Source organism: Streptomyces sp. NPDC044719, from assembly GCF_056433405.1.
The window spans coordinates 222,816-238,030 of the sequence record NZ_JBWKHE010000007.1 but is presented as its reverse complement, the minus strand read 5'-3'; the positions used below and the strand labels follow the sequence as shown (position 1 = coordinate 238,030).

Annotated in this window: 12 protein-coding genes; 3 read left to right on the top strand and 9 right to left on the bottom strand. The window is 72.5% G+C overall.

The features are described from left to right. Window positions 1-29: 29 nt before the first annotated feature. Genes AC07DF_RS27740 through AC07DF_RS27725 form a run of 4 tightly spaced genes read right to left on the bottom strand, consistent with a single transcriptional unit; the run spans window position 30 to window position 5,975 of the window. Window positions 30-1,880, bottom strand: a complete 1,851-nt coding sequence (locus AC07DF_RS27740; protein WP_478976912.1) for an acetyl/propionyl/methylcrotonyl-CoA carboxylase subunit alpha — start codon at window positions 1,878-1,880, stop codon at window positions 30-32. 11 nt (window positions 1,881-1,891) lie between these two features. Then, window positions 1,892-3,490 (bottom strand): acyl-CoA carboxylase subunit beta, encoded by a 1,599-nt coding sequence (locus AC07DF_RS27735; protein ID WP_478976909.1) that lies wholly within the window; start codon window positions 3,488-3,490, stop codon window positions 1,892-1,894. Beyond that, on the bottom strand, window positions 3,487-5,154 hold the full coding sequence (locus AC07DF_RS27730; protein WP_478976906.1) for an acyclic terpene utilization AtuA family protein: 1,668 nt from the start codon (window positions 5,152-5,154) through the stop codon (window positions 3,487-3,489). Before AC07DF_RS27730 ends, AC07DF_RS27735 begins: the two co-directional genes overlap by 4 nt. Then, on the bottom strand, window positions 5,151-5,975 hold the full coding sequence (locus AC07DF_RS27725; RefSeq protein WP_478976903.1) for a TIGR03084 family metal-binding protein: 825 nt from the start codon (window positions 5,973-5,975) through the stop codon (window positions 5,151-5,153). The genes AC07DF_RS27730 and AC07DF_RS27725 overlap by 4 nt, the downstream gene beginning before the upstream one ends. 190 nt (window positions 5,976-6,165) lie before the next feature. Here AC07DF_RS27725 and AC07DF_RS27720 point away from each other — a divergent pair, with 190 nt between their 5' ends. Continuing rightward, window positions 6,166-7,149: a hypothetical protein gene (locus tag AC07DF_RS27720; RefSeq protein ID WP_478976900.1), complete on the top strand. Its 984-nt coding sequence runs from the start codon at window positions 6,166-6,168 to the stop codon at window positions 7,147-7,149. A 15-nt stretch (window positions 7,150-7,164) separates the two neighbouring features. On the opposite strand, the gene AC07DF_RS27715 is transcribed toward AC07DF_RS27720, so the two are convergent. Next, window positions 7,165-7,623: a PPOX class F420-dependent oxidoreductase gene (locus AC07DF_RS27715; protein WP_478976897.1), complete on the bottom strand. Its 459-nt coding sequence runs from the start codon at window positions 7,621-7,623 to the stop codon at window positions 7,165-7,167. A 63-nt stretch (window positions 7,624-7,686) separates the two neighbouring features. On the opposite strand from AC07DF_RS27715, the gene AC07DF_RS27710 reads away from it, so the two are divergent. After that, a complete protein-coding gene (locus AC07DF_RS27710; protein WP_478976894.1) occupies window positions 7,687-8,376 on the top strand; it encodes a formylglycine-generating enzyme family protein in 690 nt (229 codons plus the stop codon). A 22-nt stretch (window positions 8,377-8,398) separates the two neighbouring features. Further along, the gene (locus AC07DF_RS27705; protein WP_478976891.1) at window positions 8,399-9,229 is read left to right on the top strand and encodes a phosphotransferase enzyme family protein; all 831 of its coding nucleotides are present in this window, start codon (window positions 8,399-8,401) and stop codon (window positions 9,227-9,229) included. Here the strand turns inward: AC07DF_RS27705 and AC07DF_RS27700 are convergent. The 4 genes from AC07DF_RS27700 to AC07DF_RS27685 all read right to left on the bottom strand — a co-directional run bounded on the left by AC07DF_RS27700 (window position 9,226) and on the right by AC07DF_RS27685 (window position 15,191). Beyond that, window positions 9,226-10,185 carry an EamA family transporter gene (locus tag AC07DF_RS27700; protein WP_478976888.1) on the bottom strand — a complete coding sequence of 320 codons (960 nt, stop codon included), beginning with the start codon at window positions 10,183-10,185 and terminating at the stop codon, window positions 9,226-9,228. The genes AC07DF_RS27705 and AC07DF_RS27700 overlap by 4 nt on opposite strands. A 154-nt stretch (window positions 10,186-10,339) precedes the next feature. Beyond that, the gene (locus AC07DF_RS27695; protein WP_478976885.1) at window positions 10,340-11,461 is read right to left on the bottom strand and encodes a lipid II:glycine glycyltransferase FemX; all 1,122 of its coding nucleotides are present in this window, start codon (window positions 11,459-11,461) and stop codon (window positions 10,340-10,342) included. Window positions 11,462-11,494: 33 nt separating this feature from the next. Continuing rightward, window positions 11,495-12,322, bottom strand: coding sequence for a metallophosphoesterase family protein (locus tag AC07DF_RS27690; RefSeq protein WP_478976882.1), 828 nt, complete (start codon window positions 12,320-12,322; stop codon window positions 11,495-11,497). Further along, window positions 12,300-15,191, bottom strand: a complete 2,892-nt coding sequence (locus AC07DF_RS27685; protein WP_478976879.1) for an FAD-binding and (Fe-S)-binding domain-containing protein — start codon at window positions 15,189-15,191, stop codon at window positions 12,300-12,302. The genes AC07DF_RS27690 and AC07DF_RS27685 overlap by 23 nt, the downstream gene beginning before the upstream one ends. Window positions 15,192-15,215 lie beyond the last annotated feature (24 nt).

Below are 15,215 nucleotides of genomic sequence, written 5' to 3'. Positions count from 1 at the left end.
GTGGCTGGTCGCGCAGTTCCCCGCGCCCCTTAGGAGGTCTCCTTCACCACTGCCAGGAGCATCCCCGGCTCCACCTGTTGGCCGGGTACGGCGTGCAGCTCGCTCAGCGTGCCCGTCACGGGCGCTGTGATCTTGTGCTGCATCTTCATCGCCTCCAGCCAGAGGAGGGGGTCGCCGGCCTTGACGGGGGTCCCTGTGGTGAGGCCGTCGGCCACTCGGACGACCGTGCCGGGCATGGGGGCCAGGAGGGAGCCCGGGGCGTGCTGGGCCGTCGGGTCGGGGAAGCGGGGCAGGGCCGTCAGGGCCGTGTTGTTGACGTAGACGTGGTCGTCGTGGCGGGTCACGGTGAACCGGCGCCGCACTCCGTCCACTTCGAGTACGACCAGACCCGGGTCGGAGTGCACCACCCGGACCCCCTCCGCCTCCAGGCCCTGCCTCGTGTACCGGTAGTGGACCTCGTGTTCCTCGCCCGCCATCCCGTAGCGCTTGACCTGCGGCTGGGAAGGCACGTTGCGCCAGCCGCCGAAGCGGGAGCGGGGGCCGGTGTGGGCGTCGGCGAGGGCCGCGGCCAGCGGGGCGTGCGGGTCGGTGGCGGGGGTGGTCAGTTCCGGCAGGTGGCGGTCGTAGAAGCCGGTGTCCATGCGGGCCGCGGTGAACTCGGGGTGGCGCAGGGAACCGACCAGGAGGTCGCGGTTGGTGACGGGGCCGTGGATCAAGGCCCGTTCCAGGGCGGAGGCGAGCTTGCGGAGGGCCTCCGCGCGTGTGGGGGCGTGGGCCACGACCTTGGCGAGCATGGGGTCGTAGTGGACGCCGATGTCGTCGCCGTCGGTGTAGCCGGTGTCCAGGCGGACGCCTTCCGGCAGGGACAGGCGGTGCAGGCGGCCGGTCTGCGGGGCCCAGTCGCGGGACGGGTCCTCGGCGTACAGGCGGGCCTCGACGGCGTGGCCACGCACGCGTGGAGGCTCGCTGTCGAGCGGGTGGCCCTCGGCGACGCGGATCTGTCCGGCGACCAGGTCGAGGCCGAACACGGCTTCCGTCACGGGGTGCTCGACCTGGAGGCGGGTGTTCATCTCCAGGAAGTGGGCCCTGCCGCCGGCGACGAGGAACTCGACCGTGCCGGCGCCCACGTAGTCGACGGCCCGGGCGGCGTGTACGGCGAGGGCGCTCAGCTCCTCCTGGAGTTCCTCGGAGAGTCCGGGGGCCGGGGCCTCCTCCACGACCTTCTGGTGGCGGCGCTGGAGGGAGCAGTCGCGGGTGCCGAGCGGCAGGATGGTGCCGTGGGTGTCGGCGAGGATCTGGACCTCGACATGGCGGCCGTTCTCGACGTACGGCTCGACGAAGACCTCGCCGTCGCCGAAGGCGCTCGCGGCTTCGGCGCGTGCGGCGGCCAGTTCGGCGTCCAGGTCCGCCAGGTGCCGTACGACACGCATGCCGCGTCCGCCGCCGCCCGCCGCCGCCTTCACCAGCACGGGCAGGTCGGCTTCGGTGACGTGGGCGAGGGGCTGGATGCCCATGAGTTGCTTGGCGCGGGTCTTGGACGCCATCGCCTCAATGGCCTCGGGGGGCGGGCCGATCCAGGTCAGGCCCGCGTCCAGGACGGCCCGGGCGAAGTCGGCGTTCTCGGAGAGGAAGCCGTATCCCGGGTGCACGGCGTCCGCTCCGGCCGCGACGGCGGCCTTCACGATCAGGTCGCCGCGCAGATAGGTGTCGGCGGGCGCCTCCCCCGGAAGTCGTACGCTCGCGTCCGCCACGCGCGCGTGGAGGGCGCCCTCGTCCGCGTCCGAGTGGACGGCGATGGTGCGGATGCCCAGTTCGCGGCAGGTGCGGAAGACGCGGCAGGCGATCTCGCCCCGGTTGGCGACCAGCAGAGAAGTGATCACGGAAAGGTCCCTCACATCCGGAAGACGCCGAAGCCACCACGCGCGCCCTCGTAGGCCGCCGTGTGGATGGCGGACAGGCACAGGCCGAGGACGGTGCGGGTGTCGCGCGGGTCGATGACGCCGTCGTCGTACAGCCGCCCGGACAGGAACATCGGCAGCGACTCGGACTCGATCTGCTGCTCCACCATGGCGCGCAGCGCGGCGTCCGCCTCCTCGTCGTAGGGCTGTCCCTTCGCCGCCGCCGACTGCCGGGCGACGATGGAGAGGACACCGGCGAGCTGCTGGGGGCCCATCACGGCCGACTTGGCGCTGGGCCAGGCGAAGAGGAAGCGGGGGTCGTAGGCCCGTCCGCACATGCCGTAGTGGCCGGCGCCGTAGGACGCGCCCATGAGGACGGAGAGATGGGGTACGCGGCTGTTGCTGACCGCGTTGATCATCATCGCGCCGTGCTTGATGATGCCGCCCTGCTCGTACTCCCTGCCGACCATGTAGCCGGTGGTGTTGTGCAGGAAGAGCAGCGGGATGTCGCGCTGGTTGGCGAGCTGGATGAACTGGGCGGCCTTCTGGGACTCCTCGCTGAAGAGGACCCCTTGGGCGTTGGCGAGGATGCCGACCGGGTAGCCGTGCAGGGTGGCCCAGCCGGTGGTCAGGCTCGTGCCGTAGAGCGGCTTGAACTCGTCGAAGTCGGAGGCGTCGACGATGCGGGCGATGACCTCGCGCGGGTCGAAGGGGCTCTTCAGGTCGCCGGGGACGATGCCGAGGAGCTCGTCGGCAGGGTACTTGGGAGGCTCGGCCGGGCCCGGATCGTCGTACGCCTTGCGGTGGTTGAGGCGGGCGATCACGCGCCGGGCCTGTCGGAGCGCGTCGGGCTCGTCGACGGCGAAGTAGTCGGCGAGGCCGGAGGTGCGCGCGTGCATCTCGGCGCCGCCCAGGGACTCGTCGTCGCTCTCCTCGCCCGTGGCCATCTTCACCAGCGGCGGACCGCCGAGGAACACCTTCGCCCGCTCCTTGACCATGATCACGTGGTCGGACATGCCGGGGATGTAGGCGCCACCGGCGGTGGAGTTGCCGAAGACGACGGCGACGGTCGGGATGCCGGCCGCCGACAGCCGTGTCAGGTCCCGGAAGATGGCGCCGCCGGGGATGAAGATCTCCTTCTGGGACGGCAGATCGGCTCCCCCGGACTCCACCAGGCTGATGCAGGGCAGCCGGTTGGCGAGGGCGATGTCGTTGGCGCGCAAAGCCTTCTTCAGCGACCAGGGGTTGCTCGCTCCCCCGCGCACGGTCGGGTCGTTGGCGGTGATCAGGCACTCCACTCCCTCGACGACACCGATGCCGGTGACGAGGGAGGCGCCGACGGTGTAGTCACTGCCCCAGGCGGCCAGCGGGGACAGCTCCAGGAACGGCGTGTCCGGGTCGAGGAGCAGCTCGATGCGCTCGCGGGCCAGGAGTTTGCCGCGTTCGCGGTGCCGCGCCACGTACTTCTCGCCGCCGCCCGCGAGGGCCTTGGCGTGCTCGGCGGTCAGCTCGTCCAGCTTGGCGAGCATCGCCTCGCGGTTGTCCCGGTGGTCGGGGCTCTTGGGGTCGAGCGCGGAGGTCAGGACGGTCACAGCAGGGCCTCCGGTATGTCCAGGTGGCGGGAGCGCAGCCATTCGCCGAGGGCCTTGGCCTGCGGGTCGAAGCGGTGCTGGGCCGCGACGCCCGCGCCGAGGATGCCCTCGACGACGAAGTTGAGGGCGCGGAGCCGGGGCAGAAGGTGCCGGGTGACCTTCAGCTCGCGGCTCTCGGGGATGAGCTGCTGGAATCTGCCGGTCGTCAGCTCGTGTGCGAGCCACCGCCAGGCGTCGTCCGTGCGGGCCCACACACCGACGTTGGCGTTGCCGCCCTTGTCACCGCTGCGGGCGCCCGCGACGAGGCCGAGAGGGGCGCGCCGGGTGGGCCCGGGCGCCAGAGGCTGCGGCAGGGGCTGCTCCGGTACGGCGTCGAGTACGGCGGTGGCGTGGGCCGGTGGCACGGGGACTCGGCGCCCGTCATGGAGGACCGCCACATGGTCGACGGCCCCATGGGGGACATACACATCCTCGAAGACCCCATAGGGCGCGCCCTTTCCAGGTGGCGCGAGCACATGGAAGCCGGGGTAACTGGCGAGCGCCAGCTCCACGGCCGCCCCGCTCAGCGCCCGCCCGACGACGCCCTGGTCCGGGTCCCGTACGACGAGCCGCAGCAGCGCGCTCGCCGTCTCTTCGCTCGGAGCGTCGGGCCGGTCGGTGCGGACCAGCTCCCAGCGCACGTCGGCGACCTTGCCGAGGGCGGGTTCCAGCTGCTCCCGCACCAGGGCTGCCTTGGCCTCGATATCGAGTCCGGTGAGCACGAAGACGACCTCGTTGCGGAAGCCGCCGAGCTTGTTGAGCCCGACCTTGAGGGTGGGCGGGGGTGCCTCCCCGCGCGCACCGTCGATCCGGACCCGGTCGGGCCCGTCCTGGCCCAGCCGCACGGTGTCCAGCCGGGTGGTGACGTCGGGCCCCGCGTACCGGGCACCGGCCGTCTCGTACAGCAACTGGGCGGTGACCGTGCCGACGTCGACGAAGCCGCCGGTGCCGGGGTGCTTGGTGATGACGCAGCTGCCGTCCTCGTGGAGCTCGGCGAGCGGGAAGCCGGGGCGGCGGACGTCGCCGTCCCGGAAGAAGGCGTAGTTGCCGCCGGTGGCCTGCGCCCCGCACTCCAGGACGTGCCCGGCGACGACGGCCCCCGCGAGCCGGTCGTAGTCCGTTTCCCTCCACCCGAAGTGCGCGGCGGCGGGCCCGGTGACGAGGGCCGCGTCCGTCACCCGCCCGGTGACGACGATGTCCGCGCCCTCCCGCAGGCACGCCGCGATGCCGAACCCGCCGAGGTAGGCGTGGGCGGCGAGGCTGCCGGGGTGGGCGGCCGTGAGGTCGTCTCCCTCGACATGGGCGACGCGTACGGGGATACCGAGCCGGTCGGCCAAGTGCCGTACGGCGTCGGCGAGTCCGGCCGGGTTGAGCCCGCCGGCGTTGGTGACGATCCGCACGCCCCGCTCGTGGGCGATCCCCAGGCAGTCCTCCAACTGCCGCAGGAACGTGCGGGCGTATCCGGCGGCCGGGTTCTTCAGCCGGTCACGGCCGAGGATCAGCATGGTGAGCTCGGCGAGGTAGTCGCCGGTGAGGACGTCCAGTTCACCGCCGGTGAGCATCTCGCGCAGGGCGTCGAAGCGGTCGCCGTAGAAGCCGGAGGCGTTGCCGATGCGCAGGGTCACGGGGTCGCCTCCTTCGAGGGTCCCTCGGCATCCCCCTTCGGCTTCGGCGGGCGTCCGCTGCCCGGCGGTCCCGCGAAGGCCTGTGCGAGGTCCAGCCAGCGGTCAGCGTCGGGGCCGTCGGCGCGCAGGGCGAGGTCGGTGCGGTGGGCGCGCTGGGTGACCAGGAGGCAGAAGTCGAGGGCGGGGCCGGTGACGCGTTGCGGGGCGTCCTCGGGGCCGTAGGTCCACAAGTCGCCTGAGGGTGCGCGCAGTTCGACGCGGAAGGCGTCGGCCGGCGGAGTCAGCCCGTGCACGCCGTAGGCGAAGTCCCGGGTCCGTACCCCGAGCCAGGCCACATGCCGCAGCCGGTCGGTGGGTGGGCGCACCACACCCAGAGCCTCGGCCACGTCCTGGCCGTGGGCCCAGGTCTCCATAAGGCGGGCCGTCGCCATGGATGCGGCCGACATGGGTGGGCCGTACCAGGGGAAGCGCGCCTTGGGCGGGGCGGCCCGCAGCGCCTCCTCCAGTGCCGTACGGCCGTCACGCCAGCGTGCGAGCAGTTCGGCGGGCGGGAGCGCGGCGCCCTCCTCGGCGCCCTCGTCGACGAAGGAGCCCGGTGCGGTGAGGGCCTTCTCGACCAGGGCGCGGAAGCCGTCGGCGTCGGTGACGGCGAGCAGGGCCGAGCGGTCGGTCCAGGCGAGGTGGGCGATCTGGTGGGCGACGGTCCAGCCGGGGGCGGGGGTGGCGAGTGCCCAGTGCGGCGCGCTCGATCCGGCCACGAGGCGGTCGAGGTCCTCGCTCTCCTCGCGCAGGTCGTCGATCACGGACGTCGGATCGGACACGGGCGCTCCCTGGGGCACGGCGGTGTGCTTGGTGGTGCGGCGTGCTGAGGAGCATGGCAGCGGGGCCAGAAACAATCAAGCATGCTTGCATGAAAATGTGGGATGGCTGAAAGCGTGCCCTTCGGCGGCGCGATCAATACACTCCCAGTCGCGCTCGTTCCATTGGTCGGCCATCGGGGGAGAAACCAGAATGAGCACCTGGAATCCGGGCGGGCAGCCGCCGTACGACCCACACGGCCGGCCTCCGCAGCCGCCGGGAGCCGGGTATCCGCCACCGGGCTCCGGGTATCCGCCGCCGGGCTCCGGATACCCGCCACCGGGCGCCGGTTACCCGCCCCAGGGTGGCTATCCGCCCCACATCCCCCACCCCTACACACCCCACATCCCCCATCCGGTGCCACCGCAGGCACCACCGCCCGGCCCCTTCACACGGCTGCGGCGGCGGATCGGGCCCATCAACACCGCGCGCAGGGTCTTCAAGCCGTCCCGGCCGGACCTCGTCGAGGACGCCTTCGTCGCCCGCATGCAGAAGATCCGCACGCTGGTGGGACTGTGCGCGGTGGTGTGGGTGTCGGTGAGCTACAAGGTCAGCAGCTCCTTGCGGGACGTCGCCGACGATCGTCTCGACCAGTCGTGGAACAGCGTGCTGGTGCTGTCGGTGACGTTTCCGGTGGTCGTGGGCGTCCTGCTGGCGCTGACCGCCCCGTCGGCCCGGCGGGACCTGCTGCGCCGGGCCGCGAAGCCGTTCGGGGCGATGGTGGCCCTGATCGCCGCGGTCTTCGTGTTCCCGCTGATGGTGCTCACCGGCTTCGTCGACGGGCGGTTCGCCACCAACCCGGCGATGACCGTGGTCACTTGGGTGGTCGTCGTGCTGGTCATGGTGTGGGTGCTGCCCTTCATCGCCTGGGGCGTCGGCCTGGCGCTGCTGCACGTGTTCCGCACCGCCGACATCCACCAGACCATGCCGCCGCTGCTCGCGATGACGCTGGTGTGGGAGATGACCCTGATCGACGTGTTCACGGGGGCGTACGCGGGCGTGCCGGGGCCGGTGCGGATGGTGTTCCTGCTCGGGGCCCCGGTGTCCGTGACGGCGGTCGGGTTGTGGGAGCTGCGCCGGCTGCGGGTGCGGTACGGGATCACCGTGGGCGGGATCCTGGTGCGCCGAGACGGGTAGCGGACGCCGGCCGGCCTATCCGGTGATGTCGAGCGCCGTCCCGTACAGCCGGTCCACCTTCAACCGGACGACCACCCGGCGTTCGGCGACCAGCTCTTTCAGGAACGCGTCTTCGTCCTCCGGCTTCGCGCCCTGCGGGATCATTCCGAGCAGTTCCCGCCCGACCGCGTCGCCGGGAACCGTCGTGGCCTCGGAGACCTCGGCCTCGCCCTCCGCGACGGCGAACGACCACACATCGCCGCCCTGCACATGCAGCGCCGCACGAGGGTCACGTCTCAGATGCCTGACCTTGATGCGCTCGGCCGTCGTCGAGAACCGCACGATACGAGCCTCGGGGTCCCATCTGTAGACCATGGTCGTCAGGTGGGGCCGGCCATCACGCTTGACACTGGCGAGCGTGCCGAACTGCTGCTTGCCGAGGAGGTCGGAGAGCGCTTCGTCGGACAGGGGGCGGGGGGCGGGGCGTTGAGTCATGGACGGATCAACTGCGGCGTCCGCTCGGATATTTCATGGCAGGCGCCAATAGGCTGACGTCTCATGGGAGTTGGCGTAGGGGGGGAAAGCGAGATGGTCGCCGTCCCGGCCGGGGTGGTGACGCTGGCCGATCGGCGGACGCAGCGGAGCTGGACGGCCGAGGTCGCGGCCTTTCGGATGGCGGCGTTTCCCGTCACTCAGGAGTGGTACGCCCGGGTCACCGGTGAACGGCCCGGTGCCGCTAGTGGTGCGCGGCTGCCTGTCGAGGGTGTGTCGTGGTGGGACGCGGTCGCCTTCTGCAACTCCCTCTCGGTGGCGGAGGGTTTGACACCCGCGTATCGCGTGGGCGTCGCGGCCGAGGCCGTCGAGTGGGACGCCTCCGCCGACGGGTACCGGCTGCCGACCGAGGCGGAGTGGGAGTACGCCTGCCGGGCCGGCAGTGCCGGACCGCGTTACGGCCCGCTCGACGAGGTCGCCTGGTACCGGGGGAACTCGGACGAGCGGGTCCACCCCGTGGGCGGCAAGCAGGCCAACGCATGGGGCCTGTACGACATGCTGGGCAACGTCTGGGACTGGTGCTGGGACCTCTACGACGCCGAGGTATACGGCACGTACCGGGTGTTGCGGGGCGGCGGCTGGTCCGACGAGCACTGGAGCTGCCGGGCCTCGGTGCGGCGCCGCAGCCATCCGACGTTCCGGATCGACGATGTGGGGTTCCGCGTTGCGCGGTCCTCGGTCGCGCCGTCCGTTTGAAGGGGAGAGGGTCCGAACGACGATGCAGGCATCAGAGGTCCGGCATGCGGTGACCGCGGCCATGTCGACCGCCTCGGCACTCGGCCTGACGGCCGACGACGCGGTCGTCCTTCATGACTCGAACAAGCTCACTCTGCGTCTGCTGCCCTGTGACGTCCTGGCCCGGGTGGCGCCGGTGGCGGATCAGATCGCCGAGTTCGAAGTCGAGCTGGCGCAGCGGCTCGCCGAAGCCGGGTGTCCCGTCGCCGCTCTCGAGCCGCGAGTGGAGCCACGCCCGTACGAGCGTGACGGCTTCGTCATCACGCTGTGGACCTACTACGAGCCCGTCTCCCTTCACGAGGTCTCGCCGGCCGACTACGCCCACGCGCTCAAGCGACTGCATACGGGGATGCGCGATCTCGACGTCCCGACGCCGCACTTCTTGGATCGGGTCGAGCAGGCTCAACGGCTCGTGGCGGACCGCGACCGCACTCCGGCGCTCGCCGACGCGGACCGGGAACTGCTCGGCGACACATTGCGCGGCCTGAGAGGGGTGATCGGCGAGCGCGACGGCGCCGAGCAGCTGCTGCACGGCGAGCCGCACCCGGGCAACCTGCTCGCCACGGAGAGCGGGTTGCTGTTCATCGACCTCGAGACGTGCTGCCGGGGGCCCGTCGAATGGGACCTCGCCCATGCGCCCGAGGAGGTCGGCGGGCACTATCCGGGTGTCGATCAGGAGTTGCTGCGCCAGTGCCGGATCCTCGTGCTGGCGGTGATCACGGCGTGGCGCTGGGACCGAGACGACCAGCTCCCGAGCGGGCGTCGACTGGGTGAGGAGTGGCTCGCCCAGGTACGGGCAGCACGCGAGCCCTAGCCCTCCAGCCCCGTGCTCTCCAGCGCCGCCGTCTTCTTGCGTCCTCGGCCCACCTGCGTACGCACCGCACCCATGCTCGCCGCGACGACGAGGGCGATCGCGGCGGCCTCCATGGCGGAGAGGGCCTGGTCGAGGATGAGGAAGCCGGCCGTCGCGGCGATGGCGGGCTCCAGGCTCATCAGGATCGCGAAGGTGGAGGCGGGCAGGCGGCGCAGGGCGAGGAGTTCGAGGGTGTAGGGCAGGACCGAGGAGAGCAGGGCCACCGCCGCGCCCAGACCCAGCGTCACCGGGTCGGCCAGCTTCGTCCCCGACTCGGCGATGCCCAGGGGCAGGAAGAGCACCGCACCTACCGCCATCGCCAGGGCCAGCCCGTCCGCCTGCGGGAAGCGACGGCCCGTACGGGCGCTGAAGACGATGTACGCCGCCCACATGGCGCCGGCGCCCAGGGCGAAGGCCGCTCCTGTGGGGTCGAGGCCGCTGAAGCCTCCGCCGCCGAGGAGGAAGACACCGGCGAGGGCGAGGGCCGCCCAGACGAAGTTGATCGCGCGGCGGGACGCCAGGACCGAGAGGGCGAGCGGGCCGAGGACCTCCAGCGTGACCGCGGGACCCAGCGGGATGCGGGCGACGGCCTGGTAGAAGAGGCCGTTCATCGCGGCCATGGTGATGCCGAAGACGACGACCGTGCCCCAGTCGGTGCGCGAGTGGCCGCGCAGTCGCGGGCGGCAGACCAGCAGCAGGACGACCGCCGCCACCAACAGGCGCAGCGCCACCACCCCGAGCGCACCCGCCCTCGGCATCAGGGTCACCGCCAGCGCGCCGCCGAACTGCACGGAGATGCCGCCCGCGAGCACCAGGCCCACGGGCCCGAGGGATCCGAGTCGGCCGGGGCCGCCGGACGGGGAGGGCGTGGCGGCCGTCGCGGACTGGGGCGTGGTGGCGCTGGCGGGGGTGGTCACGGGCGGTCCTGTGGTTCTCGGCTCCGGATGCGGGCTGTGTGTACACCGGTCTGCACTCCACGTACACCCCGATGTACTTCTCAGTCCACAGTAATGGACTCAGTCAGGTGCGTGAAGCCCTTTTGCCTCTGTCTTGGTCAGTGAGACGTGTTCCTCAGCGCCGGGACAGGTAGAGGTTGAACGCCTTGTACAGCAGCCGGTTGAGGGGGTACTCCCATTCGCCGAGATACTCGACGGCCTCGCCGCCGGTGCCCACCTTGAAGCGGAGCAGGCCCAGCAGATGGCTGGACTCCTCCAGGGTGTCGGTGATGCCGCGCAGGTCGTAGACGGCGGCGCCGAGTCCGTGGGCGTCGGTCATCATGCGCCACTGCACGGCGCTGCTCGGCTGGACCTCGCGCCGGCGGCTGGTGGAGGCGCCGTAGGAGTACCAGACGTGGTCGCCGACGCTCAGCATGGTCGCGGCGGCGAGCACCTCGCCGTCGTGGTAGGCGAGGTAGAGCCGCATACGGTCGGGGTGTTCGGCGGTGAGCGCGCTCCACATGCGCTGGAAGTAGGGCAGCGGGCGCGGGATGAACCGGTCCCGCTCGGCGGTCTCGCTGTACAGCTCGTGGAAGGCCGGCAGATCCTCGAGGTCGCCGCGCACGACCTTCACGCCGGCCTTCTCCGCCTTCTTGATGTTGCGCCGCCACTGCTGGTTCAGGCCGCTGTGGATGTCGTCGAGCGACCGGCCCGCGAAGGGCACCTGGAAGACGTACCGGGGCTGCCCGGCGGCGAAGCCGTCCTCGCCGCCCGCTTCGGTCCGCTGCCAGCCCATGCGGCGCAGATCCTCCGCGATCCGGCCGGCCCGCGGGTCGTACGACGTCGCCCGCACGTCCCGCAGCCGCGCGGCGGCCGGGTCCGCGATCCCCGCTTTGACCGCCTCGGCGCTCCAGCGGCGCACCGCGACCGGTGGGCCCATCCGCACCGCGAAGGCGCCCCGCCGTCTCAGGTGCGCGAGCATCGGCTCCAGCAGCCGCTCCAGTCCGGGCTCGTGCCAGTCGACGAGGGGACCCTCGGGCAGATACGCGAGGTATCTCCGCAGCCCGGGCAGCGGGCGCAGCAGTACGAGCCCCGCGCCGACGAGCCGCCCGACCGCGTCGAACCAACCCAGGCTCTCCGCCCGCCAGTCGGGCTTCACCTCGCCCCAGGACGGGACCTGGGTATGGCTGGCGGAGGGGCGGGCCGCGACGAACGCGAGGTGCTCGTCACGGGTGATCGGCTTGACGCGGACGCTCATACGCGGACTCCTTCGAGTGGCTGTCCCGCGAGCCTAGGAGCGCCCCCGGCCCTCCTCCGGCTCAGACACTCGGGTCCGCCCGTCGCGTGGCCCGAACGCCTCAAGCGCGTCCACGTCGCTCGCGCGGGCGTTGAGGTAGTAATCGGCCCAGGACGCGATGTCCGGGTAGTCGCACCCGGCGATCAGGCGCGCGGTCGCCGCCGGGATGTCGTACGGCGTGACGCGCAGGTCGGTGCCCGGCCCCAGCAGGCACCAGTGGGCGCCGGGGCGGCCGTAGGGCATGCCGACGCTGCCCGGGTTGACCACCAGGCGGCCGTGGGCCAGCCGGGCGTAGGGCATGTGGGTGTGGCCGCACACCACAGTCCGGATGTCGTCGTCCAGTCCGGCGAACACCTCCGTCCAGCGGGCCGGGCGGGAGTCGACCAGGACGATCTCCTCGTCGTCGCGGGGTGTGGCGTGGCAGAAGAGGACCTTGCCGTGGCCCGGGACGGTGAGCGTCAGGGACGTGGGCAGGGAGTCGAGGAAGTCGACCTGGCCGGGGGTCAACCGCCGTGCGGCGTACGGGGTGATCGAGTCGGGCAGCTCGGGGTCTTTGCCCTTGCGGATCTCGACCAGCTCACGGTCGGCGTTCCCCGCGACCCACAGCACACGGTCGCCCTGCGCCCGCAGCAGCTCGATGACCTCCGCGGGTTGCGGGCCCGCGGCGATGTCGCCGGTGAGCACGAGGTGATCGGCCGCGCGGACGTCGGGCTCGGCGAGCACGGCCTCCAGGGCCGGGAGGACACCGTGGATGTCGGAGAGGACGGCGACGCCCCCCGGGCCTCCGGCGCTCCCCGTTTCACGGCTGCTTCTCCGGCTCATCCCCTGCCCCTTCCAGCGCCTCCGCCAGCACTTCCGCCAGATGCCTCACCCGCACCCCCGCCAGCTGTTCCAGCTGCGTGCGGCAGGAGAAGCCGTCCGCCAGGACCACCGTGCCGTCCGGGGCGTCCCGTACGGACGGCAGGAGCTGCTCCTCCGCACAGGCCGTGGACACCTCGTAGTGGCCCTTCTCGAAACCGAAGTTTCCCGCGAGTCCGCAGCAGCCGCCGCTCAGTTCGCCGGAGAGCAGAGCGGCTTGACGCAGGCGGCGGTCGGCCGCGTCGCCCAGCACGGCGTGCTGATGGCAGTGGGTCTGCCCGGCCACCGGGCGGTCCAGGCGGGGCGGCGTCCAGTCGGGGGCGTGGCGTTCCAGTGTCTCCGCGAAGGTGAGGACCTTCGCGGCGAGGCGGGCCGCACGCGGGTCGTCGTGCAGCAGCTCGGGGACGTCGGTGCGCAGGGCGGCGGCGCAGCTCGGCTCCAGGACCACGACCGGGGCGCCGGTCTCCAGCACCGGTTCCATCAGGTCGAGCGTGCGGCGCATGACGGTCCGGGCACGGTCCAGCTGGCCCGTCGAGACATAGGTCAGCCCGCAGCAGACGCGGCCCCGGCCGCGCAGCACCGACAGCGGATCCATGGCGACCGTCCGCCCGTCGCCCACCGGCGGTTTCACCAGCCGCAGCGTCGGCGGCAGCCCCACCCGCAGCCCGGCCGCCTCCAGCACCCGCACGGCGGCCTGTCCGACCCAGGGCGAGAGGTGCTCGGTGAAGGTGTCGGGCCACAGGATGACCAGGTCGCCCGAGCCGGGGGCCGCCTCACCCCGGCGCCGCTCCCACCACCGGCTGAACGGCTGCCCCGCCACCCGCGGGATGTCCCGTTCGGGTGCGATCCCGCCCAGGCGTTTCGCCATCCACGCGAGGGGCCGTACCCCCGAGAGCGCGTTGACCAGCCATGCCGTGCGCGTGCGGGACACCGCCCGGAGCCACACCGGGAGGCGTCCCATCGAGTGGTGCGCGGCCGGCCGGCGCCGGCCGGCGTAGTGGTGGTGGAGGAACTCCGCCTTGTACGTGGCCATGTCGACCCCGACCGGGCAGTCCGAGCGGCAGCCCTTGCAGGACAGGCACAGGTCCAGCGCGTCCCGCACCTCGGCCGAGCGCCAGCCGTCGGTCACGACCTCACCCGCGAGCATCTCGTGCAGCAGCCGGGCCCGCCCGCGCGTGGAGTGCTCCTCCGCGCCGGTCGCCCGGAAGGACGGGCACATCACGGAGGAGCCGGACACCGACGTCGTACGGCACTTGGCGACGCCCACGCAGCGTCGTACCGCCGCCGAGAAGTCGCCGCCGTCCAAGGGGTAGCCGAAGGCGACGTCGACCGGTTCACGGGGCAGGACGGAGAAGCGCAGGCCGGCGTCGAGGGGCGCGGGGCGTACGAGCATCCCCGGGTTGAGCAGGTCGTCGGGGTCCCAGACGCCCTTCGCACGCGCGAAGAGGCCCACCATCTCCTCGCCGTACATCTTCGGCAGCAGCTCCGCCCTCGCCTGCCCGTCCCCGTGCTCCCCGGACAGAGATCCCCCGTGCGCCACCACCAGCTCCGCGAGCTCCTCCGAGAAGCGGCGGAAGCGGGCGACTCCGGGCTCGGTCAGCAGGTCGAAGTCGATACGGACGTGGATGCAGCCGTCCCCGAAGTGCCCGTACGGCGTGCCGCGCAGCCCGTGCGCGGTGAGCAGCCCCCGGAAGTCCCGCAGATACGCCCCGAGCCGGGCGGGTGGCACCGCACAGTCCTCCCACCCCGGCCAGGCCTCGCTGCCGTCCGGCATCCGCGTGGCCGTACCGCTCGCGTCCTCCCGGATCCGCCACAGTGCCCGCTGCCCCGCCGGGTCGGTGACCACCAGGGCGTCCACGACGTCGGCCGCCCGCACGATCGCCTCCGCACGCGCGCGTGCCTCCCCCGCCGACTCCCCGCCGGTCTCCACGAAGAGCCAGGCCATGCCCTTGGGCAGGGCCACCGCGGACGGCACCAGATCCGCCGACATCCCCTCCACCGTCAGCGGCCCGAACGGCAGCAGCCCGGCGGCGGCCTCCGCAGCCGCGCTCTCGTCGGTGTAGCCCAGCACGGCCAGCGCACGCGCGCGTGGTGCCTCGACCAGTCCTACGACCGCCTCCGTCAGCACCCCCAGCGTTCCCTCGGAGCCGCAGAAGGAACGGGCCACGTCGGCGCCCCGCTCGGGCAGCAGGGCGTCCAGCGCGTACCCGGAGATCCGGCGGGGCAGCTCCGGGAAGCCCGTACGCAACCGGGACAGCTCGCCGTCCACCAGGGCCCGCAGTCCGTCCGGCGCCCCGGACCAGTCCTGCCCGAGCCGCAGCCGCCGCCCCCGCGCGGTGACCACGTCCAGCTCGCGCACGCTGTCCGCGGTGGTCCCCCACGCCACGGAGTGGGAGCCGCACGAGTTGTTGCCGATCATGCCGCCGAGCGTGCACCGGCTGTGCGTGGACGGGTCCGGCCCGAACCGCAGCCCGTGCGGAGCGGCGGCCTCCTGGAGCCGGTCGAGCACCAGCCCCGGCTGTACGACGGCGGTACGGGTCACCGGGTCGAGTGACACGAGCCGGTTCATGTGCCGGGTGAAGTCCAGGACGACACCGGTGCCGGTGGCCTGCCCGGCGATGGACGTGCCCCCGCCGCGGGCGACCACGGGCACGCCGTGCTCCCGGCACACGGCCAGGGCGGCGGCCACGTCGTCGGCGTCCCCGGGGGCGACGACCCCGCGGGGGACCCGCCGGTAGTTGGACGCGTCCATCGTGACCAGCGCGCGGTCCGTCACGCCGAACCCCACGTCACCGCGGACCGCGCCGCGAAGCTCCGCCTCAAGTTCCGACATGGGTCCATCCCATACCCACCGCCA

Coding starts and splice junctions, on each gene's coding strand:
- AC07DF_RS27720 (WP_478976900.1), top strand. CDS start 6,166: ATGAGCACCTGGAATCCGGGCGGGCAGCCGCCGTACGACCCACACGGC.
- AC07DF_RS27715 (WP_478976897.1), bottom strand. CDS start 7,623: ATGACTCAACGCCCCGCCCCCCGCCCCCTGTCCGACGAAGCGCTCTCC.
- AC07DF_RS27710 (WP_478976894.1), top strand. CDS start 7,687: ATGGGAGTTGGCGTAGGGGGGGAAAGCGAGATGGTCGCCGTCCCGGCC.
- AC07DF_RS27705 (WP_478976891.1), top strand. CDS start 8,399: ATGCAGGCATCAGAGGTCCGGCATGCGGTGACCGCGGCCATGTCGACC.
- AC07DF_RS27695 (WP_478976885.1), bottom strand. CDS start 11,461: ATGAGCGTCCGCGTCAAGCCGATCACCCGTGACGAGCACCTCGCGTTC.
- AC07DF_RS27690 (WP_478976882.1), bottom strand. CDS start 12,322: ATGAGCCGGAGAAGCAGCCGTGAAACGGGGAGCGCCGGAGGCCCGGGG.
- AC07DF_RS27685 (WP_478976879.1), bottom strand. CDS start 15,191: ATGTCGGAACTTGAGGCGGAGCTTCGCGGCGCGGTCCGCGGTGACGTG.